The 25,075-nt window shown below is 57.5% G+C and carries 23 protein-coding genes; 22 read left to right on the top strand and 1 reads right to left on the bottom strand.

The features are described from left to right. Positions 1-38: 38 nt before the first annotated feature. The 6 genes from G3O06_RS01525 to G3O06_RS01500 all read left to right on the top strand — a co-directional run bounded on the left by G3O06_RS01525 (position 39) and on the right by G3O06_RS01500 (position 7,717). Positions 39-473, top strand: a complete 435-nt coding sequence (locus tag G3O06_RS01525) for a hypothetical protein (RefSeq protein ID WP_205814673.1) — start codon at positions 39-41, stop codon at positions 471-473. A 421-nt stretch (positions 474-894) separates the two neighbouring features. Beyond that, complete coding sequence (locus G3O06_RS01520; protein ID WP_205814672.1) at positions 895-2,223, top strand: hypothetical protein; 1,329 nt, start codon at positions 895-897, stop codon at positions 2,221-2,223. A gap of 212 nt (positions 2,224-2,435) precedes the next feature. Continuing rightward, positions 2,436-3,536 carry a DUF3150 domain-containing protein gene (locus G3O06_RS01515; RefSeq protein ID WP_205814671.1) on the top strand — a complete coding sequence of 367 codons (1,101 nt, stop codon included), beginning with the start codon at positions 2,436-2,438 and terminating at the stop codon, positions 3,534-3,536. Positions 3,537-3,593: 57 nt separating this feature from the next. Beyond that, positions 3,594-5,747 carry a VWA domain-containing protein gene (locus G3O06_RS01510; RefSeq protein WP_205814670.1) on the top strand — a complete coding sequence of 718 codons (2,154 nt, stop codon included), beginning with the start codon at positions 3,594-3,596 and terminating at the stop codon, positions 5,745-5,747. 59 nt (positions 5,748-5,806) lie between these two features. After that, on the top strand, positions 5,807-6,880 hold the full coding sequence (locus G3O06_RS01505; RefSeq protein ID WP_205814669.1) for a primase-helicase zinc-binding domain-containing protein: 1,074 nt from the start codon (positions 5,807-5,809) through the stop codon (positions 6,878-6,880). A 132-nt stretch (positions 6,881-7,012) separates the two neighbouring features. Then, complete coding sequence (locus G3O06_RS01500) at positions 7,013-7,717, top strand: hypothetical protein (RefSeq protein ID WP_025647493.1); 705 nt, start codon at positions 7,013-7,015, stop codon at positions 7,715-7,717. Here G3O06_RS01500 and G3O06_RS01495 read toward each other — a convergent pair. Next, positions 7,665-8,345 (bottom strand): helix-turn-helix transcriptional regulator, encoded by a 681-nt coding sequence (locus G3O06_RS01495; RefSeq protein WP_205814668.1) that lies wholly within the window; start codon positions 8,343-8,345, stop codon positions 7,665-7,667. The two genes, G3O06_RS01500 and G3O06_RS01495, sit on opposite strands and share 53 nt — an antisense overlap. A gap of 466 nt (positions 8,346-8,811) precedes the next feature. On the opposite strand from G3O06_RS01495, the gene G3O06_RS01490 reads away from it, so the two are divergent. The 16 genes from G3O06_RS01490 (at position 8,812) to G3O06_RS01415 (ending at position 24,926) form a co-directional block, all read left to right on the top strand. After that, positions 8,812-9,024: a hypothetical protein gene (locus tag G3O06_RS01490; protein ID WP_235996278.1), complete on the top strand. Its 213-nt coding sequence runs from the start codon at positions 8,812-8,814 to the stop codon at positions 9,022-9,024. A gap of 2 nt (positions 9,025-9,026) precedes the next feature. Beyond that, on the top strand, positions 9,027-9,581 hold the full coding sequence (locus tag G3O06_RS01485; protein ID WP_025647500.1) for a FlhC family transcriptional regulator: 555 nt from the start codon (positions 9,027-9,029) through the stop codon (positions 9,579-9,581). Positions 9,582-9,801: 220 nt separating this feature from the next. Continuing rightward, positions 9,802-11,970, top strand: coding sequence for a MobH family relaxase (gene mobH / locus G3O06_RS01480; RefSeq protein WP_205814667.1), 2,169 nt, complete (start codon positions 9,802-9,804; stop codon positions 11,968-11,970). Then, positions 11,967-13,856 carry a conjugative transfer system coupling protein TraD gene (gene traD, locus G3O06_RS01475; protein ID WP_205814666.1) on the top strand — a complete coding sequence of 630 codons (1,890 nt, stop codon included), beginning with the start codon at positions 11,967-11,969 and terminating at the stop codon, positions 13,854-13,856. Before mobH ends, traD begins: the two co-directional genes overlap by 4 nt. Positions 13,857-13,891: 35 nt before the next feature. Continuing rightward, positions 13,892-14,515 (top strand): hypothetical protein, encoded by a 624-nt coding sequence (locus tag G3O06_RS01470; protein WP_205814665.1) that lies wholly within the window; start codon positions 13,892-13,894, stop codon positions 14,513-14,515. Positions 14,516-14,559: 44 nt separating this feature from the next. After that, positions 14,560-15,153: a DUF4400 domain-containing protein gene (locus G3O06_RS01465; protein ID WP_303294256.1), complete on the top strand. Its 594-nt coding sequence runs from the start codon at positions 14,560-14,562 to the stop codon at positions 15,151-15,153. Positions 15,154-15,282: 129 nt separating this feature from the next. After that, positions 15,283-16,335 carry an ATPase, T2SS/T4P/T4SS family gene (locus G3O06_RS01460; protein ID WP_205814663.1) on the top strand — a complete coding sequence of 351 codons (1,053 nt, stop codon included), beginning with the start codon at positions 15,283-15,285 and terminating at the stop codon, positions 16,333-16,335. Further along, the gene (locus tag G3O06_RS01455; protein ID WP_205814662.1) at positions 16,274-16,645 is read left to right on the top strand and encodes a TrbC/VirB2 family protein; all 372 of its coding nucleotides are present in this window, start codon (positions 16,274-16,276) and stop codon (positions 16,643-16,645) included. The genes G3O06_RS01460 and G3O06_RS01455 overlap by 62 nt, the downstream gene beginning before the upstream one ends. A 10-nt stretch (positions 16,646-16,655) precedes the next feature. Next, complete coding sequence (locus tag G3O06_RS01450; RefSeq protein WP_042975973.1) at positions 16,656-16,976, top strand: VirB3 family type IV secretion system protein; 321 nt, start codon at positions 16,656-16,658, stop codon at positions 16,974-16,976. After that, positions 16,970-19,504: a type IV secretion system protein VirB4 gene (locus G3O06_RS01445; RefSeq protein WP_089454650.1), complete on the top strand. Its 2,535-nt coding sequence runs from the start codon at positions 16,970-16,972 to the stop codon at positions 19,502-19,504. The genes G3O06_RS01450 and G3O06_RS01445 overlap by 7 nt, the downstream gene beginning before the upstream one ends. Further along, positions 19,497-20,258, top strand: a complete 762-nt coding sequence (locus G3O06_RS01440) for a conjugal transfer protein (RefSeq protein ID WP_205814661.1) — start codon at positions 19,497-19,499, stop codon at positions 20,256-20,258. The genes G3O06_RS01445 and G3O06_RS01440 overlap by 8 nt, the downstream gene beginning before the upstream one ends. Before the next feature lie 27 nt (positions 20,259-20,285). Beyond that, on the top strand, positions 20,286-21,071 hold the full coding sequence (locus tag G3O06_RS01435; protein WP_205814660.1) for a conjugal transfer protein: 786 nt from the start codon (positions 20,286-20,288) through the stop codon (positions 21,069-21,071). Positions 21,072-21,229: 158 nt separating this feature from the next. Beyond that, positions 21,230-22,444, top strand: coding sequence for a type IV secretion system protein (locus G3O06_RS01430; protein ID WP_205814659.1), 1,215 nt, complete (start codon positions 21,230-21,232; stop codon positions 22,442-22,444). Positions 22,445-22,481: 37 nt separating this feature from the next. Then, positions 22,482-22,772, top strand: coding sequence for a hypothetical protein (locus tag G3O06_RS01425; RefSeq protein WP_205814658.1), 291 nt, complete (start codon positions 22,482-22,484; stop codon positions 22,770-22,772). A gap of 64 nt (positions 22,773-22,836) precedes the next feature. Beyond that, positions 22,837-22,983 (top strand): hypothetical protein, encoded by a 147-nt coding sequence (locus G3O06_RS01420; RefSeq protein ID WP_155836362.1) that lies wholly within the window; start codon positions 22,837-22,839, stop codon positions 22,981-22,983. Continuing rightward, positions 22,980-24,926 carry an ATP-binding protein gene (locus tag G3O06_RS01415; protein WP_241019442.1) on the top strand — a complete coding sequence of 649 codons (1,947 nt, stop codon included), beginning with the start codon at positions 22,980-22,982 and terminating at the stop codon, positions 24,924-24,926. Before G3O06_RS01420 ends, G3O06_RS01415 begins: the two co-directional genes overlap by 4 nt. Positions 24,927-25,075: the final 149 nt, after the last annotated feature.

The following is a 25,075-nucleotide window of genomic DNA, read 5'->3' as shown; positions in this document are numbered from 1 at the left end:
CGGGTTTCCGGGTGCCATTTTTTTTAACGGAGAAGTCTATGAAACACAACCGCAGTAAAAGCAAGAATCCACGGGCAGTTCGCGTGGAGCAGGCAAAGGCTCGCGAGGCCAATGCCAGTTGTCACCTTGAATCGACGAGAACCGAGCTGAAGCTGGCTCGCAAGCGAATCGGGGAATTGGAATCCGAAGCACAAGGTCTTCGCGAGAAGGCTCTGGAAAAGGGTTCCAGCAAGAAGTTGGGTAAGGACGTGTTCCTGGACGGACTGTTCTTCTTCGTTATTGCCCTGCTTCTTGAAGTCGGGAAGCCCTTTCTGGAAACGGAGTTTGAAATCCAGGGGGAGAGCTCCCAGATTGCCACCATCGTGGTAGTCATGCTCGCGATGGCAATGTTGTACTGGGGTGCGAAGAAGGTCGATTCCTGGCTCGAGGCTCGAGGGAGGCTACTCCTGAAGCATCAGCCGTCGGGAACGTAAAAGTGGTTACCTATTCGACATCCCGTGTGACCCGAGACCCTGCTTGGCAGGGTCTTTCTACATGGCCGCGAAAATTTCCCGTCAAGAATTCACCTGTACTATAATTTTGCTACCTAGCTGGGGGTCGATACTAGCCTGAGCCGGAAATCGGCACTTTTCCCTTCCCGAGACATCACAAGCATGCATGAGTTGGATGCTTGTGAAGTTTTTTGTGCTCCGGCACAGAAGGGCTGCCTGGTATGCCCGTCCTGCGTTTGATCTGGACTCCCCAGGCCTCAGGGTTTATCCCTCACGTCCTGCCTTTCCGTTCTGGATAGGCAATTCTCCTTTCGAGTGTTCTTGGTTTCGAGGCCCCCCAGAGCGATTCCCAACGTTCTGGGGGGCCCCGATTCCGGGGTTCACGTTCGACAAGGAGATCAACATGAACGTCCAACCCCAGGTGTCTGATACCCAGATCATGGTGCAAACGGGGCGGGGGCTCCCCAGCATTGCTGATGGGCTTCCCCAACCCCGTTCCGCCTTTCCTGCGTTGGCCCGTCGCGCGTCCGAAGAAGAGCGCGCCTCGGACCCATGTCTGAGCCCAAGACTGGCAATCAGTCTGGCTACTTCAAGCGAGAGTTCTGCATATGATGTCCTGGCCGATGTCGTGATGGCCGGACACGAGGGTTTGCCGCTGCTCGTCGATACGTCGGCGCCAGTGACATCCACGGATGAGACGATTTCCATCGATTCCTCCCGCGGGTTGCTTCTGCACTCGATCGGACGGCTCTATGAGTCGTCGCGACGGGGCACCCTGTTGGATGGTTCGTTTCCGATGGTCGTGATCAGCGAGAATCATCTTGCTGACGCGGCATCGTTGGGAACCGCGGAAACGTATGTTCGTGTCGGCAACGGCCGGCGCGGATCAAGCGCGGTAGTCGCGCAGTCGCTGATCGCATTTGAGTCTCTCGGGACGGGGGTCAGCGGAGTATTTTTCGACGAGAGTTCAGTGGTTCGGGATGGTTGCGGCGGCATCTTCGGAACGGATTCGGAGTTTGTCGGCGCGAGCGAGGCGGTCACGGGGATCGTATTGAACCTGTGTGATTACCTCGTGGAAATTCCTGGCAAGAACACCCAGCTCGACGACAGGCGGCTCAAGGAGCACGTCCGCCTGGCGGTTCGCGATCTTGACGCGATGCACGACGTTCATGCGATCGGCGGGAACCTGGAGCGATCCGGTGAGGCCCGACGCATCGCCATCGGAATCTCGGGCATTGCCTCGGCACTCCAGAAGCTTGGGAGTGCAGGGGTTGCGGATAAAGCCAACGCGGCGCTTGTACAGGTGGCTGGGATGATCCGTGATGAAGCCTATGACGCCTCGTGCGATCTTGCACAGGAACGTGGTGCTTCGGCATGGTTCGATTGCGCGGAATTCGATGCCGGACCCATGTCGGAACTGCTGTCGCCAGAAGTGGCGGAGCGCGTCCGCATGTATGGACTCAGGAACGTGCAGATTTTCGGGTGGGCCCTGGTTGCGGACCGTCCGGTATCTGCGCACGCCGTCGGACTGACGTCGGACGGATGTATCGATGCGGTGCGAACCGCGGAGGGGGTCGGCCAGCAGTTGCAATGGCATACTGCGATTTCGGAAGCCTTCGGCACGAAGTACCTTGCAGAGGTACTGGTACCGGACAACTGGGGCGCTGAGCAGGTGGGGAAACTCGCTGCGCGGTGTCAACAGGGAGGCCTCTGGGGCGTGTCTGTACGCTGATAGCGTACGGCGGCCGTGCATATGGGCTTGGCCGGCCCATTTAGTCGCGAGACTTCTTTGCAAAGCGAGGCGTTTGCAAAGAGGTTTTTTGCGCGTAGCGCAGAAAGGGTAGCTGGCACACCTATCTAAGCCAGCCATTCGTTTGTCAACCCTACCGGGGATTTCATGCCCGGTAGGGAGCATGGAGTCTTCGGGGTTTCCAGGAGATCTCCATGTCGCACCAAAACGAAGTCCGAACCCTCGAAAGGGTTCTCTGTTTCAGTATCGAAGCCCATATCTGGTCCGGCCGGCGCAAGCTGAAAACGACCGATATCGGCGAAGTCGAAGATCTGCCGCATGGTGACCTTGCGTCGCTGGGTAGCAAGAAGGTCATCGACAGCGAATACCTCAAGGTGTTCGACAAGCTCAAAAAGCGCGCGCAAAAGGCTTGTGAAAGCCGCGGAGTGCGCTTCCTCGGTGGCTATGCCATCCCGGCCGGGAAGGCAAAGCTGGTCGCAGATGATCTCGATGCAATCGCAGTCGAATATGAGAAGGAGCGTAACCATCTCGTATCGAACTACGACCGTCTGATCATCGAGTGGCAGAACGCCCCGCAAAACCAGGAATGGGCCCATATCATCAAAGACGAAGCGCCCGAAAAGGCGTACGTCGAAGGTGCTCTGGGATTCCGCTGGCAGGCGTTCAAGGTTCGCTCCGTCGGCGAGTCGGAAGAAGATTTCGACCAACTGTCGGGCGGCCTGAAGCAAGCCGAGCAGGGGCTGGCGGGGACGCTCTTCCGAGAGATTGCACAGGAAGCGGCGGTGTTCGAAGAACGCACCCTGTCGTTCGGCGGCCAGAAGAACGGCCAGGCTCGGGAATATGTCACGCAGCGTTGCAAGAACGCGCTGCAGGCGATTCGCGAGAAGATGGAGGGCCTCGCCTTCCTCGACCCGTGTGTACGTCCGATCATCGAGACCATCGACTACAGCATTAAGTTGCTGCCGGAGAAGGGCAAGATCGAGGGCATCCATCTGACGACCCTTTGGGGGCTGACGGGGATCCTCAAACGACCGGAGCGTATGCGCGCGTTTGGCCAGCAGTGTCGTGAGTCGGGTGACGTCGCCGCGACGTTCAACCTCGCCGTCGGTCCGCGCTTCGGTGCGGCGGACGAAGAGGGGGATGCACCGCCGGTCGCTGTGCCGATGGCTGCACCCATGCAGCCTGTTGTGAGCGCTGGTTCGCCAGCACCTGTCGGCCGTCCTGGCCCGGCAGTTCCGTCGATGCCGTTGCCTTTGCCGCCCCAACCGGGCATGGCGACGGGCTTCGGGATCTAAACCCGAAGGGGCGTAACAATCGCCCCTTCGGGGGCGATTCTTTCTCGAAGGAATCGCATGAACATCAATACGCTGAAAGGCGCCTTGCCGATCGCGGCCAGGCTGCTTGCGGAGAAGTGTGGTCTGAAGGTGCGCATAGGCGGCAATCGAGCCTACGCGAATCCCAGCGAGATCGTGCTTCCCGATCTTCCAATCGAAGTGGAAAAGGCTCGAGTCCTCGGTCTCGGTTTTGTTCTCCACGAAGGGGCGGGGCATATCGTTCATACCGACTTCGAGTCGGTTGCGGCGATGGACCTCCCGGCTTTCACTTTTCGGATCTACAACGCGCTCGAGGACGTGCGCATTGAAGGTCTGGTGGAGCGGCGCTACCCTGGTGCCAATCGGATCTTTATGGCAATGCGCGAAACCCTGTCGAAAGACGGGCAGCTTCGCGAAATGTCGAATTCCTCCGATCTGGCTGAAGCTCTGATTACCGCGACGGTGCATACGTTGAACTGGCGGCAGCTCAAGCGAACCTTTTTTGAGGCTCGTGAGGCGATCGCAGTGCAATGGCTTACGAGTGCGTTCGATAGTTCTTTTGCGAACGCATATCTGACGGTCATCAGCAAGGTTCAATTCGCACACACGTCGGCCGATGCCGCCCGGATCGCTGTCGAGGCTGTTTCCCTCCTGCAGCAGTATGCAGAGGAGAACTCGGAGCCGGATCAAGATTCGAGCGACACGGAAGACGGCGGTAAGGATGAAGCCAACGGGGATTCCTCGAAGGCTGATTCCGATCCTACTGGCGAAGCAGGATCCGGCGGCGATAGCGATCAGCCCGAGGACAGCGGGCAAGACCGTGAATCCGGTGGTGACGGTGACGTTCAGTCTGCTCCTGCTTCGGATCAGCCTGCCTCGGCGGGCGCCAACGGTGACGATTTAGCCGCGGATGATGGTGCGACGTCGACCGAAGAGGGAGACGCTTCGCAAGGTCTCGCGAACGCTGATTCCGATGCGGCCGAGGATCCGTCCTCGACACAAGGTGGTTCTGCTGACGCCGGCGGTAAGGCCGAATCGCAGCCTGACGGTGTTAAGCCGGAAAGCGTCGCTGGATCTGCAGCTGATCCTGGCGACGGTTCGCAGCCGGGCGACGGTTCGCAACCCGGTGACGGTTCGCAGCCGGGCGACGGTTTGCAATCCGGTGATGGTTCGAGTCAAGAACCTGGCTCTGTCTCTGCTACTGAAGACGGTACGGGCGCGTGCGCCTTGGCCGACGACGGGCAGCAGCAGGACCAGGTGAATGATTCGAGCGCGTCGTCGTTGGACCTTTCCCAGAAAGCGACGTCGCGAGAAGTTCGTGTCGCGTTAGGCGCTGGCTATAACCCCGGAGAGGATCTCGGGGAAATAGTTCAGGGCATGCTGAATGGGATGGCAGACGAGTCGGATGCGCCTCCTGTCCTGTCGAACGCGATCCCGTTCACGGAAGAGATCGATGACAACGGCGAAATCGTCCAGCGCGTCAAGCGCGAGTCGATCGCGCTGCGTCGGAGATTGACGACGGCTCTGGAAGCGGTGACGCAAACCAGAAGCTGGGATGCGTATGCGGGTGAACGGCTTTCCAATCTGGGTGCTCTCAGGCTGTCGACTGGCGACCTGAACATCTTCGAGCGGGAGTCATCGCGCACCAGCATCGACGTGGCGATTCATCTGCTTCTCGATCGTTCCGGAAGTATGCGACAGGAGGAGCGGATGATGTTGGCGATGGATACCTGCACCGCGCTCGGTATTGCTCTCGGGCAAATCGATGGGGTACAGGTGGCTACGTCCGCGTTTCCAGCCGGATCGGAGGAGTGCGATCGGAATGTTCTCGTGCTGAATAGCTTCGGCGAGACGGTGCGGAAACGTGCAGGCCGGATTGCGGCGGTTCGCGCGGACGGTCACAACACGCCGCTCGCAGATGCGATGCTGTATGGCCAGTACTCGCTGTTGTCGACCAAGGCCACCCGGCGGATTCTTCTGCCGATTACCGACGGTGTACCGGACAGCAGGGAAGGCGTGGTGGATGTGGTTGCATCGTGTCAGCGTTGGGGGATTGAGGTGATGGGTGTTGGTATCGGCCTCGATATCTCCGGTGTGATTCCCAACAGCATCTGTATCACGGAGGTTGCAGATCTGCCGACCCAGATGTTCGAGCTGCTTCGCAAGCAGCTCGTTCTGAAGAAGGCGGCGTAGGCCAGGCCCGGGGGTAGATCCCCCGGTTTTTTCAACTGCTGTAGCAAAAGGAGTAGACGATGAGTGTTGATGTGCTCGAGCGTCGGCTTGAAAATGAAAGGCAAGTCGCCGAAGCTCAGTCGCGTTCGCATGATCGTTGGCCTGACTTGCTGCAAGTGGCCGGCCTGGACGAACAGTATCTGCGACTGAAGCGAAATGGTCCGTGTCCCTTTTGTGGAGGCAAGGACCGATATGCCTTTACCGACAAGTACGGTGATGGAAGTTACTACTGCCGCGGATGCGGCGGCGGCAACGGCCTCAAGCTGCTGAGCGTGGTATTCCCTGATAAGACGTTCATGCAACGTGTTCGCTGGGTGCTGGAGTCGCTTGGGGCGGGGTTGCCCGAGTCTCCGGTACGTCCACGCAGTGCAGATGCACCGCGCCGGTCTGGCGAGCCGATGAGCAAGGAAGAGTTTGCTCGACGCAAGGCTCGCCACGTAAAGCTTTGGAACGAGGCTCGGCGAATCTCGGTAGGTGACCCGGTCTGGAAGTATCTGACCGGTCGCCTTCCCGAGCTTGATCCGGCCGATATTCCTGCTGTCCTTCGGTTTCACCCTGCGCTGCCGTATTGGGAAAAGGACGAGGACGAGAAGTTTGTTCTTGTCGGGAAGTTCCCCGGCATGGTGGCGGCAATCCAAGGACCGGATGGTGTCTGTTGCAATATCCATCGCACCTTCCTCACGGAGGATGGTGCGAAGGCCCCTGTATCGAGCGTGAAGAAGAAGGAACTCTCTCTGGAAATTAAGGGAGGGGCCATTCGACTCTACGCTCCGACTAGCCGGGAACTGAGTGTTGCGGAGGGCATCGAAACGTCCCTGGCTGTCCGGGTGTTTCGCCGTGAAACTTGCTGGTCTATGGTCGACGCCGGCGGGATGGAGGAGTTCGATTTCTCCGTGCTCGACGACATCGATCTGCTGCGGATCTACCAGGACAATGATCTTCCCGACAGTCGGGGAGTTCGTCGTGGCTTCCAGGCAGGCGAGAAGCTCGCTGAGCGTGCGAAGGCGATGGGCAAGCGAGTGATCAAGTACGCACCAGCCAAGGCCGGAACGGACATGCTGGACTTTGTTCGTTCGCTACCAAAGCGGTCATGAAGCTCGGTCGGAAACGACCTGAACAGGAAGCGCCGGGGGAAACTCTCGGCGCTTTTTTTATGGGGGCGCGGACATCCCCTTGCAAGCCTGTTCGCAACCAGTATCCTGTCGCTATTACGTCAGGCATATTCAATGAGCAATCAGATCGATCGTCTTACCATCCATACTCAAGCCGAAGAAGAGCGCTTCGTGTGTACGTGGCGTCTCGGGCGCAAACAAGGCATCGTGTACGTCACGGTGGATGCCGATGTTGCCGAGAAGGATGTTGTCGCGGAGTTGAGCGCGCTGCACTACCTCGTCGAGGAGGTCCAATTGATGGGGGACAATCGGAGCGGATCGAGCATCGAGATCACGATCTCCAACCCGACGATCCTGGATCTACGAAGCGGCCGGAGCAAGAAGTCGCACCTTTATCCGTACGCGGTGCTGCTTCTGACGAAATTCCTTGAAGTCCCGCTCAACGTTGAGAAGGACTGCTCGTGGGTGGGTGAGGGCGCCAAGACCCGTGAACGGCATCTGTCTGTATCTGAGCCGCTCAAGCTCTTCTTGGACGTCAAGGGGCACGGTAAGGTCGGCGTGCGGCAGCACAGCTTTGATCAGTTCCGCGCACGGCTGAATCATGTCAGCGCGGTCGTCGCCTGGAAGGAGATGCAACGGGTCGCAAAGGCCGGAATGTCGCCTATTCGGAATCCAGAGCGTGGGAGCACCAAGCTATACCACGCGGAGAGTCATTGGGTGTTCGTGGTGGGCGACGACGGATACTTTGTCACCGCCTACACGGACTTCAACGTGGGAAAGCATGCCCAGCAGGCAGGCGATACACCGGCGATCCGATGACGTGGAGGCTTTGAGACGCCTGATGGGCGGCATATCCAAAGCCAATGTCCGACTGAGCCAGCTGTATCACGGTGTTGTCCTCGAAAGAGAACTCCCACTGAGAAGCGCCATCCGCTTGAGTGACCAAGGCCTTTAGCTTGGCGATGTACATCAATCCATCATATTGGACGATGTAATGCCGATCGGCCTCAAGTCCCAGATTCTGGGTCGTGTAGACAACTTTGTCACCGGCTTGGAGGAGATCCATTGCCTCTCGGGCGGAAACGCTCCAATAGAAGAACAGCCCGATCCAACCAATGGTCGAAAATTCCTTGATGCGTTCGGGCAAAGACATCTGAATCGGGTTGTGCCCGGAGGGATCGTAGAGGAGGTAGCTGTTCACGCTTCCCACGCCGATCAGGTAGTCGGGCGTGACGTTTAGACGTCTCGACAGTTCGATCAGGATGTCATAGCTCGGGACGAACACGCCGGACAAGTACTTATATGCCGTCGGCGATGTGACCCCAATTAAGTCGGCAATGTACCGACTCCGGGCAAAACCGGTAGTCGGAAGGCCTCTTGCGTCAAGAATCGTATGCAGACGCTTCCCGAACGTCTGCCTGACGGCGTCGATGCCGCTCTTTTCCATGGTGGCGCACCCAAAAAGTGAGTTTTCTGCTGAGTATTATGCCGCAGGTCAGTTACCCCGGACGACAAAGTCGAGGGCGGATACCCCTGAATCCATTTTGTCAAGCGTTTTTGTCAAGCCCTCTGCACATGCGAATTTTCTGTCCAGGTCGTCGGATCGCCCAATTTCGCCGACGTCCGAAATCGACCAACAGTTAACGGCACGGTAAGGAAGAACTTGAGTCTTGTCGAGTGCGGTACCTAACATTGACGAGCATAAAGGACTTGACGCTTGCATTCCATCGCGGACTTGGGTAGATTCCCGTCAGGAACACTTCCTGGCAAGAAGTTGTTTCCCCAAAAAAGGATGTTAAGTAAAGGTTATCGACCAGTGACCACGATCGAGGGTTTCAGAAATGTGTCCTATTCTTGAGCTTGCCGCGCTTGAAAACGTAAAGGCTGTCGAGAATCGCTGGAACGCGGTTCGCATGAATCAGACGCGCGCCATGCTCGTTTACAAGCTGAGCAGCGAAGCCGTTGATGTCCTTCTCTCGACCCCGCTCGAAGTTCTTATTGAGAAGGTGAAGGATGCAAACCAGGCAATTTTCGTGGACAACCAGTTCACGGATCTCCTCAAGGTTGTGACCGTTCAGTCGGCGCCGAAGTCCACCGTCCAGAACGTCATTGCGCTGCGCGGCTGATCATGAAAAATCTGCAGCTTCGCTTCTACATCGAGCACGAGCAGAGGCTCAAGCGGCTGTGCGAGTTCGGCGCCCGTCCCAAAACGATGCAGGCACTACTGTCTCCTCGTGGCGGTGTGCACATCCAGACCTTCCGCGAAATCTTTACCCAGCTCACCGGTCGTACACCCAAGCCGGGCATGTCTCCGGCGCAGGACTACGCGTTCTTGCAGAAGCCAGGCTGGCGCTTCAAAGGCAGCCTGATCCTTCAAGCCTACATACGCCTCTGCGAACTCGGAGCTCACCACATCGACTCCCTGATCGAAGCTTACGCATTCTTTCTTGAAAGCTCCGAACCGGAAAAGAGTTCTGAGTTCTCGTTCGAGCGGGCGCTGATTCTAGTGCGCGGGTTCGAGACGGGCGATCTTCGGTTCACGAAGTGCGCCTGCTGCTCATCCCATCATGTGCATGAGCGAAACGAACCGGTGATGTGCCCGGTGTGCAACAACGGGAACTTCGGCGGATCTCGAAAGCGCCACAGGAACCGCGTTCTTGCGACATTCCATCAAGCGGGGTAAGTGATTGTTTCCGGCTGCTCGCGCAGCTCCCACTATTCTGCATCAAATTTCGGAAGTTGTAAGCATCTTCTTTCTCATCAGGAAGAATAGTTGAATCTTGGTGAGGGGGCTAGACAATCCGTCTCAGATTTCTGTCAAGAAGCGTAAGGCGAGGAAAGCCTGTTCTTTTGACGAACGTTTCGCGCTTTCTCGGGTAGGTGGCAGAGCATAGACTTTTTTTATGCTCAAAAAAATCCTACAGCGGCTGACAGGCCGATCGGACGAGACGTCGCAGGAAGCCCCGGCTGTCGCGCCGGTTGTTCTCCAACGGCATGCTGCGTCTAAAGTTCGTGTGGACACGGTAGCGTCGCGTATTCCCGTTTATCCCCCTATCGATCCGGGCATTGAGGTCCTGCCGGTCGATAGCATTGTGGAAAGCCAGTCCGCCATGGTTGCGCGGATTCGCACCGTGGCGGGGGGGACCGATGCTGATTTCGCCGACATGTACCTGTCGGTGATTCGGAACCTTGCCGAGTACATCCACCTTCTTCCAGCTTCTCGCCAAGAAACGCACACGGGCGCCGGTGGCCTGTTCCGTCTGTCGCTGGAGATGGGCTTCTACTGCTTGCAGGCCTCTGAGGGGGTGATTTTCACCCCGACCGAAGGAGTGGAGCGTCGTCATAAGCTCGAGCCGCGGTGGCGCTACGCAGCGTTCCTGGCCGGGGTCTGCTCAGAGTTGCACCGGCCGCTTGCGTCCTTGATCGTCAGTGGGCCCGATGGCGCTCAATGGCCCAAGTACCTGCTCCCTTTGCATCGGTGGTGTAGTGAAGGCGGCATTGACCGGTATCACATTTCCTGGCAACCCGAACCGCGCTTTGAGACCGCATCAGCAAAGGGCGAGGTGTCGGCGATGATCAGTCGTATCGTTCCCGATCGCTGTCTCCAATACCTCGAAGCCGGTTCGCCGGCGATCGCTCCGATCGTGTTCTCCGTTGCGACTGGTGCGGCCCGAGACAACGAAAACTCCGTTGCCGAGCTCGTCGCGCGCATTCGAAAGCGCGTCCTGGATCGCGACAAGGCGGTTCGGCCGGATTACTACGGCACGATGGTCGTGGGTAACCATCTTGAACCCCATCTGCTCGAGGCGATGCGGACGCTTATCCGAGATGGCAAGTGGAAGATCAACCAGGATGGCGGCCGCGTGTGGTTCGGGGCGGACGGGCTGTTCGTGATCTGGAAGAAGGCTGCCGAGGAATTGTCGCGGGAAATTGCTCAAAAGGGAACTCAGGGTGTGCCGACGGAGGCAAACACGCTCGCGGAGGCCCTGCTGAACGCGAAGGTCTTTGCGGCAAAAGTGGACCGCGATCCGTACTGGAAGGTCGTCCTCCCCAACGGAAAAGAGTACGTCGCGACAAAGCTCGTCAACCCGCTCAGCCTGCTCGGCGACATCGAGGTAATGCCGCTACCTACCGCGCTGGCGGGCGGGGTTGCTGCTCCGGTCGCAGCCCCGAGTGGCGGAAGCGTTTCGCAATTGCCTGTGGCGACACCAACTATTCCGGCGTCTCCAGTGCCGGCGTCTCCGCAGACTCCCGCGCCAGCTGAGGCCATCTCCACTCCGGGCGAGGGTCCGAAACCTCCGGCACCGGCCGGAAAAACACCGGATCGTCTAACGTCACTGATGCAACAACAAGCTCAGTCCCGGTCGGCGATGCGGACGCTGGATCCGACGGAATTGGGCGAGAGGACGGCAGAAGAGGCGACCGCGGAGCGTGTGGCAGAGGGTGCAAATCCACCCGCTGCAAAACCGGACGGCGAGGTGGCTAAGGTGGATCAGGCTGCAAGCGCTAACGGGACGCCCGGCATCGCGGCAAGTACGCCGAGGCGTGCCGATTCAGGAGCGGCGCAGGAGGGGCGTGTCAGCAAGAAAGTGCGGGCGGGCGGGGATGACGGCGCAGCAGTCGCGCAAAAGGAAGTTCCACCGTCGGCGGGCGCCGGGAATCGGGGTGCCGCTCAGAAGCAAGATGCTGCTGCACAAGCCAAGCTCCCGGCACCAGCCGAGCAGGCCGAGTTCTCATACGTCCAGCTTTTGCCCGAGCAATTCCGTCGCAAGTTGAAGCCGTTCCTTGGCGAAACGTTAGGGCATTTGATTGCGGACTATCGATCGGGTGAGTTCAACGACAAGTTCTTGCTCGACCGCGATGGCTTGTGCGTGAGCTTCAAATACGCGGGAACGCTCGGCGCCCCACTGCCGGCCGTTATTGAGGAGCTCGATTACCTGAACATGCTCTACGTTGACCCCTCCAATCCGGGAAAGAAGCAGCACCATCGGAAGCTACCGGGCTCGGATAAAGACACTCCGTGCCTCGTCTTGGCGTCACACGCCGTTCAGTATCTCGAGATCATCCAATGATCATCAACTACCAGAATTTATTCCGGCCGACCTATGAGGCACGATCGGCGGTCGCGTGGGGCGTATCGCTTGCCTCGATGACGGGTATCGCATTAGCGTCTGATGTTCACACAAACGCATTCGTATGGATGGGTGCAGGTTCAGCCGCAATGATGCTTTGGCGAGCCAAACAAACGCAGAGCATCTGGAACTTCAAAGCCAATCTTGCGGGCAAGCCCTTCACTTTTCTGAAGGCCGATATTGTTCGGGTCAATCTTCCTAAGTTCGGGGACAACCTGTGGCTTGGCTGGGGTTATCGCTGGGAGCCTAGTCATACCCAACAGGCAACCGAGATTATGAAGCGGGATCTAGCGGCCGTGTATCCGCCGAAGTGGTTTCTCAAGGCTCGCGGCCTGAAGGGACCGCAGCTCGACCCCACTAACGCGAAAGGCCTCCAGTGGATCCACGGGCTCGCGGAAGAGACGGACATGTTGATGCCGCTTTCGGCGATGCAGGGCCACACCGCGGTGCTGGCGACTACTGGCGCTATTAAGACGACGCTGTATAGCCTGCTCGTTTATCAGCTTGCCCTGCGCGGGTACACGATCATCATCATTGACCCGAAAGGGGATCACGATCTGAAGGAGATCGCGAAGAACGCCGGCACTCTGTCGGGGCGACCGGAGAAGGTCATCACGTTCCATCCGGCATTTCCGTCGGAGTCCGTGCGTATCGACACGCTCAAGAACTGGGACCGGGAGACTCAAGTGGCGTCGCGAATCTCGTCACTTATCCCCAGCGACGGGGACGAATCATTCCGCTCGTTTGTGTGGATGCAGGTCAATCACGTCGCCCAGGCGTTGATTTATACGGGCACGAGGCCGTCCTGGTCTTCATTGCTCGATGCGATCCAGAACCTCAATGGCGCGCAAAAGTTGCTGGAAAAGGCGCTTCGTATCTTCTTCAGGCACAACGTCCCGGGGTGGGAAGCGCAAGTGGCGCCCGCGATCGCGAAATTCAACAAACCGGAAAGCAAGAAGAACAACGATATGGACGGCGCTTCAGCCGAGTTGCGCGCCTACGTGGAGTTCTTCGAATCCGAAATCCCGCTCAACGATCAGCCACGTCAAATCAAAGGCCTGATCAGTACCGTGCGCTCGAACCGTGAATGGTTCGCCAAGATGATGGTGCTGTTGCTGCCTTTGCTGACCAAACTCACGGCTGGCGAGCTCGAAGGGCTACTCAGCCCGGATTACGACGATATCGACGATCCGCGGCCGATCTTCGACACGAAAAAGATCGTCGACGGCGGGTACATCTTCTACGCAGGGCTCGACTCTTTGAGCGATCCCGAAGTGGGTTCTTCGATCGCGGCAGCGCTCCTGTCCGATATGCAGGCCGTTGCTGGTGAACGATACAACTATGACAAGAACATCAAGGAAAAATCCCGCATCGTCGTCTTGATCGACGAGTGGGGCGATGTCATGTGCGAGCCGGTGATTCAGGAGTTGAACAAAGGCCGTGGTGCCGGCCTCGACATCATCGCTTGCGGCCAAACGTTCGCCGACCTTTCCGACAAGCTCGGTTCGGAGGTCAAGGCAAAGCGGATGATCGGCAACTTCAACAACCTGATTGCGGGCGCTACGCAGGACGAAGAAACGCAAAAGATCATCGCCGAGAAGATTGGCGAAACATACATCAAGAAGATTTCGCGCAGCCACGGACGCAATTCGAAGACTGAGGACCACGGTATTGAATTCGGCGGGTCGATCAGCGAGACAGTATCCGAGGAATTGGTCGACCTGTTCCCCATCACGTTAATGAGCAAACTGCCGGACTTGCATTACATGGCCGTTTGGAACCGCGGGACGGTTGTCAAGGGACGCATTCCGAAGCTCGTTTTGTGACGAGTCGGACACACTAAATCGGTTGAAAGAGAGTTATGGAATCGCAGGTTATCGATCTGTCATGCGTGGAATTTCGTAGGCGAACGAAGGGCGCCGTGGAAGTGCCGGTGTCCAGCATCTGCAAGCAGGGTGATGTGATCCTGTCGAGTGTGCTTCGTTCGACCGAGCGAAAGGCCGCGGCCAAACCGATTTTCTTGCAGTGGCCGACGCTGCAGCAGTCGGCCCTGAAGTTTTGCGAAATCCTGTCTGATCGCTACCCGGGCGCGGTGGGTATGTCGCTGGTGGAAGAGGCGATCCAGCGCGCGATCGAGCGCTTCGTAGAGGTCTATGAAACTTCACGGAGAAGTACCGATTCGATGGTTGCATTTCTCGAATCTTTGGCGCTCTCTGCTGACGTTGCCATGGAGTACAGCGCCGTTGGTTTCGATGAGGCAGGCAACCGCCGGGTATGGCCGCCTTTCGAGGAACCCATTGGTTCGTGGGCAAGGCGCCTTGGCCTCCAGAAAGTGCGATTCGTCCGTGTCCCGCCGGCGGAGCCTGATGTGCTCGTCGGGAATCGCTTTCTGCTGTGCAGTCGGATTATGACGGCCAAGGACATCGGTCGGGTCAGTGAGCTGCCGGGCGGCTCGCTGGATATTCGAGCACTTGGGAGGCAGTGATGAAGTGGGGCATACATCTTAAGTTTTGGATCCTCTTGACACTGGTGCTGATCCTTGCCGTCCCGGCGATCGTCTCGGTACAAGACGGTCTTGACCGGATCTCGCGCGAGGTGGAGATGACGAGGGCGGTCTTCGGGGATGAAAAGACCGAGACTATTGTCGACAGTGCAAAAAGTGTCTACGGCACCGCCTTCGTGAAATCCGGGTTCATCGCGGACCTGAACAAAACTCACTTTTCACAAGCTGACTACAGGAAGGCACATGCCCTGAGCGGAGCGCTCAAGCACTTTGGAACGGTCACAAACTCGTACTTCGGTTCGATGGTAATCAATCTCTACGGGATGATGATCCGCCTGTTTATCGTGTGGCACTGGCTCGCTTTCGTTGGTCCCTTCCTGATCGCGTGCGTGGTCGACGGCTATATGACCCGTGCAAAAAAGCTTGCCGAATTTGCCTATCAGAATCCCAGCGCATTCTCGCTGGCTGCGCACGTGCTTCTCTGGATCGTTTTCTTCCCAGTGATGTACCTCGTGGCACCTATCCCGGTGACGCCTCTGTTTGTGCCGATTTGGGCGCTCGTGATGGCCCTTCCTGTGGCGGTGATGCTCTCCAACTCGCAGCGCATTTTCGGTTCCTGAGCAATTGTCGGGAGGAAACCCCCCCGCTTTACGTTGCGTTTCCGGGTAGTTCCTGACAGGAAGCTTGGGTAGATTACGCAATGACTGAATAGGGCGAGGCTGTAACGCGTCGTCAAAATGAGGACAGCGATGAGCGATTTGAAGAGAGATGGCCGCAGTAGTGGCCGAAACAGTCTGCTCGAAATGGTCATGAACTGTTTGGGCACGATCCGGGAGTGGCTCGATGACGCGACCGTGACGGACATCATGATCAACCGCCCGGACGATGTCTGGGTTCAGCAGGGTGGGAAGAAGTTCTGCAGCGGGGCGAAGATCTCGGCCGCCCAGATCGAGGCCGCCATTACGCTTCTCGCTTCCAATTCGGACATCCAGGTGAGCAACGAATCGGCAGACGCGATCGTGAGTACGAAGCTCCCCGGTTTTCGTGTGGAAGCAACACTCCCGCCGGTCGCGGTCGATGGTCCGACCATCTCGTTTCGTCGCAACAACATGGTCGTCAAGGCCATGTCCGAATGGATCGAGCAGGGCGCTCTGCCCCAGGAAGTGGCGGACATTCTTGTGGACACGGTACGTCGTCGTCTCGGCGTCGCGATAGTCGGAGGTACGGGTTCGGGCAAGACAACATTCGCTAACACCCTGCTGGGATGCTTTCCGCCCGACGACCGAATCATCACCATCGAGCAGGTTCCGGAACTCGTCGTCAAGTCGCCGAACAACGTGCGGTTGCAGATCAACCCGCAGCTCAAGGTTACCGCTAAACGCCTGCTGGAGAGCGTGCTGCGGCAAAACCCTGACCGAATTGTGCTCGGCGAGGCGCGCGGTGCTGAAGCAAACGACCTTCTTCAGGCGGCCAATACCGGCCACGAAGGTCCGTTGGTGACATTGCACGCGAATAACGGTGCGGAAGGCCTGAATCGCTTCGAGGACATGGTGGCGCAATCTGCCGATGCTCCGGATAGCCGGGAAGGCATTCAGGCTCGAATTGCCAGTGCTTTCCAGGTGATGGTCTTCATGAAGTTGGTCGGCGACGACCGGATCGTGGCAGAAGTAGTAAAGGTCGACGGCTTTGATCGGCAGTCGAAAGAGTACAAAACCACTCTCATCTATAGGAGTAGCAGATATGAAACGTTTGATGTCCCGATGCTCGGCGGCGATCAAGGCGACCTCGCCCGAGCAGCGTAGGGTCGTACTCGGGTCGATGCTGGCTGTTGCGCTGGTCTCGTCGTCGCAGGCTTTTGCGACGCTGACGCTGCCGATTACCGGCATCCTGTGCGACTTCTTCAACCTCATGACGGGCCAGGTCGGCTACGCGATCTCGGGGATCATCGTGGTGATCCTCGGCATCATGTGGGCGGCTGGCGAAGTCAGTGGATGGGTCGGTCGTGGTCTCGCCGTGATCGTCGGCATCTCGATCGCGCTGCAGGCGGCAACATGGCTCGGCGCGATTCAGACGGACGGCGGCGGCACGGGCAGCGGCTGCTCGGGCGCGTAAAGGGGATGAGATGGATTACGAACCTCGAACTACTGTAATCCACTCGTCCCTGATGCGTATCAAGACGATCGCCGGGGTGGAAGAGCGCCTCGCAAAAGTCCACCTGGCGATCGCGATCGCAATGTTGGGAGTGTGGCGGATCTGGCTGTATTTCCCGTTTTGTGTAGCAGTGCACCTTTTCCTGGTGTGGCTGACGAAGCGTGACGAGAACATCTTCCTGATCTACACGCAGTACAGCCGACAGTCCGACGTCTATGACCCCTGGGTCCGGATCGATCGGAAATCGAAAGTCAAACGGCCGCATGGCTTTGGGCGTGACATCTTATGTTGAGTATCAAGGCAGTCCTCGGCTCATATCTGAAATCGGTAAAGAGTTTTTCGGAACTCGTACCGTGGATGGGTATGAACGCCGCAGATATGGTGTTCAACCTCGACGGATCGATGATGGTCGTGTACGAGGTTGCGGGTATTGATGCCGAGGGCCGTCTCCCGATCGAAACGGATGGGTTTGTCGAAAACTTTGAGCGAGCTCTCAAGGGATTTGATGAACATATCCTGGTTTGGTCCATCATGGACCGCCGTCGTACGGAGTACTATCCGGACGCTGATTTCCCGACGGCGATCGGCAAGTTCTTGGATCTGTCGTGGAAACAACACCTGTTCGGCCAGCGGCAGTACGAGAACCGGCACTACTTTGCAGTGGTCTACCGCAATCTCGGTGGCTCGGGTGGCTTTTTCGACAAGCTGACGAATCACATGGATCGGCACAAGGTTGGGATGCTCAAAGCCTTGAGTGCGATCCTGTTCTCCGCCACTTCGGCGAAGAAGAACGCGGCGCTCGCGTTCGAGCAGTTTGACGCACACGAAACTCACTTTCGCCAGATCCTCGAAGAGTTCGAGACGACGGTGAACTCGCTCGGCTTCCGCCGACTGCAGAGCAACGAGTTGATGACGTTCATGCACCAGCGTGTAAGCCCGCCGAACGATCACCACCGCGTGGCAATCCCGGATATTCCGGTGTACCTCAATACGTACCTGCCGGACTCGACGCTTCGACGGAAGAAGAAGCACCTTGAGTTCGAGGGTGACGTCACGCGCTACGTGGGCGCCATGAGCGTGAAGAACTGGCCGAACATCATCGCGCCGGGCGTGACTGATCCGCTACTGCAAATTGACGGTGAAATTACCGTCAGCCAGTGCTTTGAGTTCTGGGGCAACGAACGGGCGAAAAAGTACATCCAGGCCACGCAGGACCATTTCATGGCCAGCACCAAGCGTTGGACGACGCATTTGGTGGAACAGATGACGAAGACGGAATCGGACAAGATCGATGCCGGTAAACTCGCGTTGGCTGAAGACGCGTCGTCTGCGTTGGAAGATCTGACGGCGCTCGACCGTGCCTACGGGCACTACAACATGACCATTCTCTGCTACGGCGATACCGAAGAAGAGATGGAGCAGACGCTGAAAGACGTCGGCAGCACGATGCGCACCGCTGTCGGTGCGAAGGTGGTTCGCGAGCGAATGTACGCGCTTTCGGCGTTCACGGCGACTTTGCCGGGCCAATGGGCAAACATCGTCCGATGGGGCTTCATCAACGTGGGGAATCTCGCGGATCTGGCACAACTCCGCGCGATTCGGACCGGTGAACGTCGAAACTCGCACCTGTCGGGGCAACTGCAGCGGCCGATTCCGGCTTTGGCACTTTTGCCGACCGAGCACAACGTTCCATTCAACTACAACTTCCACCAAGGGGACTTGCCTCACTTCTTCGTGGTGGGCCCGTCACGTTCGGGTAAGACGACGCTGCTCAATTTCCTGATTTCGCAGTTCTTCAAGTATCACCCGTGCAATGTCCTGATCTTCGATAAGGACTATTCGTGCTATGTCGCCTCGGGTCTTCAGGGCGCGAAGCATATCGACATGAACCCCAGCACGGGCAAGGCACCTCGCATGAATCCCCTGCGCGTCGTGAACGATCCGACTAAGCGAGGATGGCTGATGCGTTGGTTGCAGTTGATTGTGACTCTTCGGCAGTACGAGTGGAAGACCGAAGACGAGCTCGACATGAACAAGGCGCTCAACATGCTGGCCGATCAGCCGGCGGAGAACTGGCGACTGTCGCGCCTCGCGGACTTCATGAAGGCGATTTCAAACGACCTGTACAAGGAGTTGCAGCCTTGGCTTGAGGACGGTGGCACATATCCGCATTTCGATAGCTCGGAGGATGACTTCAAGCTGTCCTCTTTCACCGACGTTGAGATGGGAGGGCTGCTCGAGGATGAGATCCTGGCCCCCGTCTTTATCGACTACGCGTTCTTCTGCATCGATGAGATGCTGGTTCTTGATCCGGAGCAAGGGATCAAACCGACTCTGATATACCTCGAGGAGGTCTGGTATCTCTTCAAGAACAAGAAGCTGCGTGAGCGCTTCGACAACTGGCTGCGCACACTCGCCAAGAAAAACGCAATAGTCGGGATGACTACACAGTCGCTTAAGGAAATCGCTGACAGCGACATATTCACCACGATCATCGACAACATTCAGAACCGGATTTTCCTGCCGAACCCGAGTGTGATGGCCCACTTGGACCTGTATCGCAACAAGTTCCAGCTCAACGACGAGCAGATCGAGCGCATCCGGACAGCGACGCGGAAGGTGCAGTACTACTTTGTGAATCCGGAGGGTATGTCGCGCATGGCAAACGTCCGTTTTCCGCCGGAGATGCTGGCCTGCCTTCGGTCGGATCAGCTCGCGATTCAGAAATACAAGGAATTCCGCGCCAAGCTGGTTCCGGATTGGGAAGAGCAGTACATCGAGGAAATGGTGCGCTTGGGAGAGGTCGCTAAAAATGAATAAAGTCGTTGCAGCTTTCTTGGCCGTCCTGTGTTCGGGTTCGTGCTATGCCGGCGGTATGCCGGTGTTCACGGGTGGTTTGGTGTTCGATCCGACCAATTTCTCGCAGAACGTAATCAAAGCCGCGCAGACCGCCCAGAAAGTGATCTTGGAGGGGCAACAGTATGCGTTGCAAATCCAGCAGTACGAGATGCAAGTCAAGCAGTTGGCGGCGATCAATCCGCAGCAGCTTGCTGCGTTGGGCGGGGCCACCGTTGCCGATCTGCTGGGTGTGAACAATTACGTGTCCAGCCTGCAGAACGTCGTTGGCGACTTGAAGAATGTGTCGACTGCGTTGAACAACCGTTTCACGGAAGCGCAACTGTCCGGACAGACGTGGCCTCAATATCTTGCATCTCAGCAAGCTGCGATCAAGGCCCGGCTCCAGTCGGCTCAAATTCGTGCTCAGAACGAAGCCGCGATGCTCCAAACAGTGCAGAACGACTACGCGATGGCAGCGCAGTGGCAGTCTCGAATTCCTGCCACGATGGGAACGAATGAAGATGTCCAGTTGCTGAATACCCAGATGAACCGAGTGCTCATGCAGAACTCGCAAATCATCAAGATGCTCGTCGACAAGAATGGCGCACTCAAGGCGAATAGCGAGGCCGATGAACTGGGTAGAAGGAATCAGGACGCTGCGGCACGGACTATTTTCAATGGCGCCATTCAGCAGGACAACCAGAATAGTCAGTCGTTGATCAACGGCCTGCAGTAGTTCTCACACGATAAGAAAGGAAATGCCATGAAAAAGATTTTTGGTGCTGTACTGTTGATGTTTGCTTCGACGGGGTCGTATGCCCAGTACATTGTTTTCGATCCGTCGAACTACGCGCAAAACCTGATAACGGCGGCGCAAACGGTCCAGTCTGTTCTCAAGACAGCACAGCAGTACTCGACACAGATCCTGCAGTATGAGAATGAGGTCAAGCAACTCGCATCGATCGGTCCGGAGGCTTTGAACACGCTGAAGAGCGTGGGCAACCTCAATCTGACGAATATCAACGGCTACATTAATTCGCTGAATTCGCTGTACGGAAACCTGTCCGGAATGTCGAACCAGATCGCTACTCAGTTCTCGGCCGCCCAGCTGAGCAACATGACGTGGGATCAGTTTATGGCGAAGCAAAAGCAGGATATCCAGAACGGCATTGGTGCTGCGCAGATTCGTGCGCAGAACGAGGTCAATACGCTTAATGCCATCCAGCAGGACTATGCGATGGCGCAGCAGTGGCAATCGCAGATCCCGACAACATCGGGCATCCACGAGTCGATGCAGTTGATGAACCAGCAGATGAACCGGGTTGTCATGCAGAACGCCCAACTGATGCAGCAGCTCCAGTCGACGAACGGTAGCGCGAAAGCCGTGGAAGAAATGAACAAGGCTATCGCGAAGCAGCGTAACAACGATGCACTTCAATCGATCGACCAGACCATCAGTACCGACAACGGAAACATGAGCTCATTGGTCAACGGCTTGAGGAACGGTTCGCCAATCTATAGGACCTCCGGCAGCGGATCGACGAACTGAAGGGGCCCGCCTGGTGCGTGGGCGGGTGAGTGGCGGTTAGGCGAAATGTCTCAAAGGAAGCCGGTATGTTCAGCATGAGTATGCAAATATCATCGAAAAGATCGTCCGACCGAGCCGGGAGATTCTGGCTGCTATCGGTCGTGGCGTTTATCGCGTGCATGCTTTTCGCGATCTCGGCTTTCGCGCAGAGCTCAGGCTCGTCCGGGATTTCGATTTCCGCGGCGGACTCGGGTTTCGTCTCTCAGGTGACGAATGATCTGAATCAACTGGAAAGCACGATTCAGTCAAATTTCAGCAATATGAGCGGTACCTTGGCTGCGGATGGTGCCGAACTGGAGTGGGTGCTCTTCAGCGTGATGTTCGTCTGGACCGCGATCACTGGAATGCTAAAGGGCGAGTCCTTGGGTGAGGTCTTCGCGCAGATCATCATCCAGATCCTAATGCTCGGCATTGTGATGGCGTGCCTGAATTCGAGTTCGCAGAACGCGCTTACGCAGACTTTCTCCAAAATTTCGAACCAGTTTGGCGCCGGTACGAATTTGTCCGGTGGCTTCAAGAGTTTTTTCACCGCGATCTCCGGTCTTTGGGCAAGTGCAGACGGAAGCTCGACGTCGTCGGGGTCGAGTGGGAGCAACTGGTTTTCATCGCTCTTCCATACGATCGGTGATTTCGATCTCGGCTCGATTCTCGCCGGTCTCGCAATTGTGATTCTGAAATTGGCGACGACCGTGATTGTGGCTGGCGCCGCGGCGTTGTGGGCAGGAAATTACATCCTCTCGCAGATGAAGGTATACATCGGCTTGGCAGTTGCGCCCGTGATGGTGCCTTGGCTCCTGATGCCGTACACCACTTTCCTGTTCGATGGGTGGTTGAAGTACATGATTGGCGCCGGCATGATGCAGATCGTCGGCGCAATCATGATCAAGATGACCAACACCTTGATGACCACCATGACGACCGTTGCGCAGGGGGCGACGGCCACGAACGTCATTCTGTATGTGGTCCTGGTCGTACTCGCTCTGGTGATCGCCTACATGATGTCGGAAATCAACGGCATTGCGATGGGCCTGCTCCAAGGCGGTTCGCGAGTTGGCATGGGCTTTAGCGCCTGGACTAGCGTGAAGAACTGGGGGCCGCATAGGGGCCTTGGTTCGGCCGCCCAGCGCTCGGGTCAGCTTGCGGGTAAAGGTGCTCGCGCGGCCGGTCAAGGCCTCCAGTCGGCCGGCCAGGCTGCGCTAAACCGGATTCGGGGTGGCGGTGGCGGGGCCCGTGGTGGCGGTGGGAGTAGCGGGTCCAGAAACACGATGGCCTCGGGCGGAGGTGTTCGGGCAACCATGGCGCAAGCACGCGGTGGCAGTACGTCCAAGCGGTAATTTTTCGACCTGTTGATAGGGACATGAAAGGAATGGCATGAGCACCACCGGGGCAGAAGGCGATGAACGCGAGACGAAGAGGACCTTTCGAGAAGCATTTGTGGAAACGCTGCACATGCTTCGCGCGGGTCCGGATACCGAAGAGGAATGGGATGCGAGGGAAAGCCAGTTGCACGCAATGGTTCGGGAGTCCGTCCCAAGTGCGATCGGCGTAACGCTGGCGCGGACGCTTATTGAGCAGCCCGTTGTCTTTCTCGTGGGGATCGGTGGGCTCATCTTGTGGACCGTCTTGGAAGCGATCCCCTTCATCTACCGCCTTCTCTTCTAGTCACTCGTGGGGGCTTGTTTCCGTATCGCCTTCACGTACATTAGGGGGTAAGGAGATCGAAAACATGACCACCCTCTACCGAACCATTCTGTTTGCTGCGCTTGCCTGTTATGGCTGGTACTACAACACCAGCCTGAACGTGGACCATTCGTCACGCAGCGCCCAAGTTCACTTCGATTCGGCTCGTTCGCCGGCGCATGGAGGCGAATGATGAACGGGCAATATCGTCGATCGAACCCTCTCGATACGCTTCTCGGCCTGGCGGTCATCGCCCTTCTGGCGTTCGCGGTCCTGTCAGCGATTGCATGGGCCTGGGAGACGTGGCAGCTGCTCACGTCGAACCAATCGGCGCATGACGTGGTTCTGTACGGCCGAGTCGCGTCGGTCGTCATTGTGGTCCTCGGACTTGCGGCTATTCGATTCCGGGCTATCGCTTACGTGGCAATCACTGTCTTTGCGTTTAGCTGGATCGCGCTGATGTCGGGTCATGCGGATGCCGGGGAGTTCTGGGGGTTCGCAGGTTTTCTGCCGATTCTTTCGGTCTACCCGTGGCTGGCCCGGAAGTTTCCTGAAGCCGCTGATGGTCGGGAGCGCGCCATGGTCGTGAACAATCCGCAGGAAACAGGCTCTACGCCGCTGCCGCATCTTCCGGTTGCGACTCCGAGAAAGACGCTTGATAGCCTCGTGGGGATGGAGGATCTGAAAGATCGTCTCCGCGGCGCTGTGTCGGACATTTTGGCGAAGCGCTCGGAGGGCGAGGATCCGCGCAACGGTATCCTTCTGCACGGTGAGCCGGGGAATGGCAAAACAGAATTTGCGGAATGCTTGGCCGGGGAATTCAAGCTTCCGCTGATCAAGCTGCGAAACAGCGACGTGGCCAGCCGTTGGAAGAACCAGACGACGGAAAGCATCGTTCAGGCGTTTGCGGACGCGAAGGCACACGCTCCGTGCATGCTCTTCATTGACGAAGCCGACAGTCTGCTCGTCGACCGGGCTGGAATGGCCGAGGCCGGCGGTGAGGAAGGGAAGATCACGAATGCACTGCTGACGGAGCTGGTGGACGTCCGTGCGCATCGTGTCGTCGTGGTTGCAGCAACGAACTACCTCGACAAGCTCGACGCGGCCGGGATGCGGGAAGGACGTTTCGATTTCAAAATCGAAGTTCCGACGCCGGACGAGCCTGCCCGTCTCGCACTTCTCGATGCCTCGCTCAAGCGTTATGTGCCGTATGTGGAAATTCCGCAAGCAGCAGTGGAACGTGCAGCCAAGCGTTGGGTCGGCTATTCAAGCAAGCGCATTCAGTCGGTTGGTGAGCAAATTCGGGAAGTGAAGCGAAAGACCAATCGGAATAGCTTTGACTTCGACGATTTGATGGCTGCGATGCGATCTCTGCAAGGTCGCGCAGGCAAGATCCCGGAGAATACGAAAGGGCTGGACGAGATCATCCTATCGGTCACGTCGAGCAAGCGTCTGAAGGCGATCGCAACCCGTATGTCCAAAATCAGCCAGATCGAGGAGATGGGCGGCAAAGCGCCGACTGGCATCGTGTTCTATGGTCCTCCGGGAACTGGCAAGACCGAAGCGGCTCGGGCTCTGGCAAAGGCGACGGGATGGGCGTTCTTGCAGACCACCGGCAGTACGCTGATGGCTGATCCGTCGTCGTGGGACAAGCTGATTCGCGAGGCCAAGGACATTCGTCCGGTGATCGTATTCTTGGATGAGGCTGACGATATTCTCCGGAACCGCCAGATGTCCAGCGTCTCTGCCCTGACGAACAAGGTCCTGGTCTCGATGGACGGCGCGGCAGGCAAAACACCGGATATCGTTTTCGTCGCAGCCACGAACTTCGTGGACGATATCGATGAGGCTGCGATGCGCGGCGGCCGCTTTACCGAGAAGGTACGTTTCGATCTTCCTGATGAAGTGGGTATCGAGACATACGTTTCGGGCTGGCTGGAGAAAAGAGGCATCGAGCCGTTGAACAGCTTCGTGGCTCGCGTGGTGGATGCCCTGAAAGGGGAGTCGATTGCAAACGTCGACGCAATCCTTCAGGAAGCTGTGAACCAGTGTGCCGTGAGGATGCTGGATGGCGAGGAAGCTAGTCTTACGGTCGACGACATTGTGGAGGCCCGGGAAACAATTTCTCGCAACTGATCTGAGTGCTTTCGCGATCGGGGCAGGTCCTTTTTCCACGGGCCTGCCCTTTTCTTTTGAGGTTAGTCGAGGAGGAATGTTACCGTCACCATCGGGTATCCGAGCAGTCCACACGGGGAAAGGACCCCTTCTTAGGCGTTCTTTTAGAA

The sequence above is a fragment of the Burkholderia sp. Ac-20345 genome (assembly GCF_017104825.1).
Taxonomy (GTDB): domain Bacteria; phylum Pseudomonadota; class Gammaproteobacteria; order Burkholderiales; family Burkholderiaceae; genus Burkholderia; species Burkholderia lata_B.
This window is presented reverse-complemented; position numbering and strand designations above follow the sequence as displayed.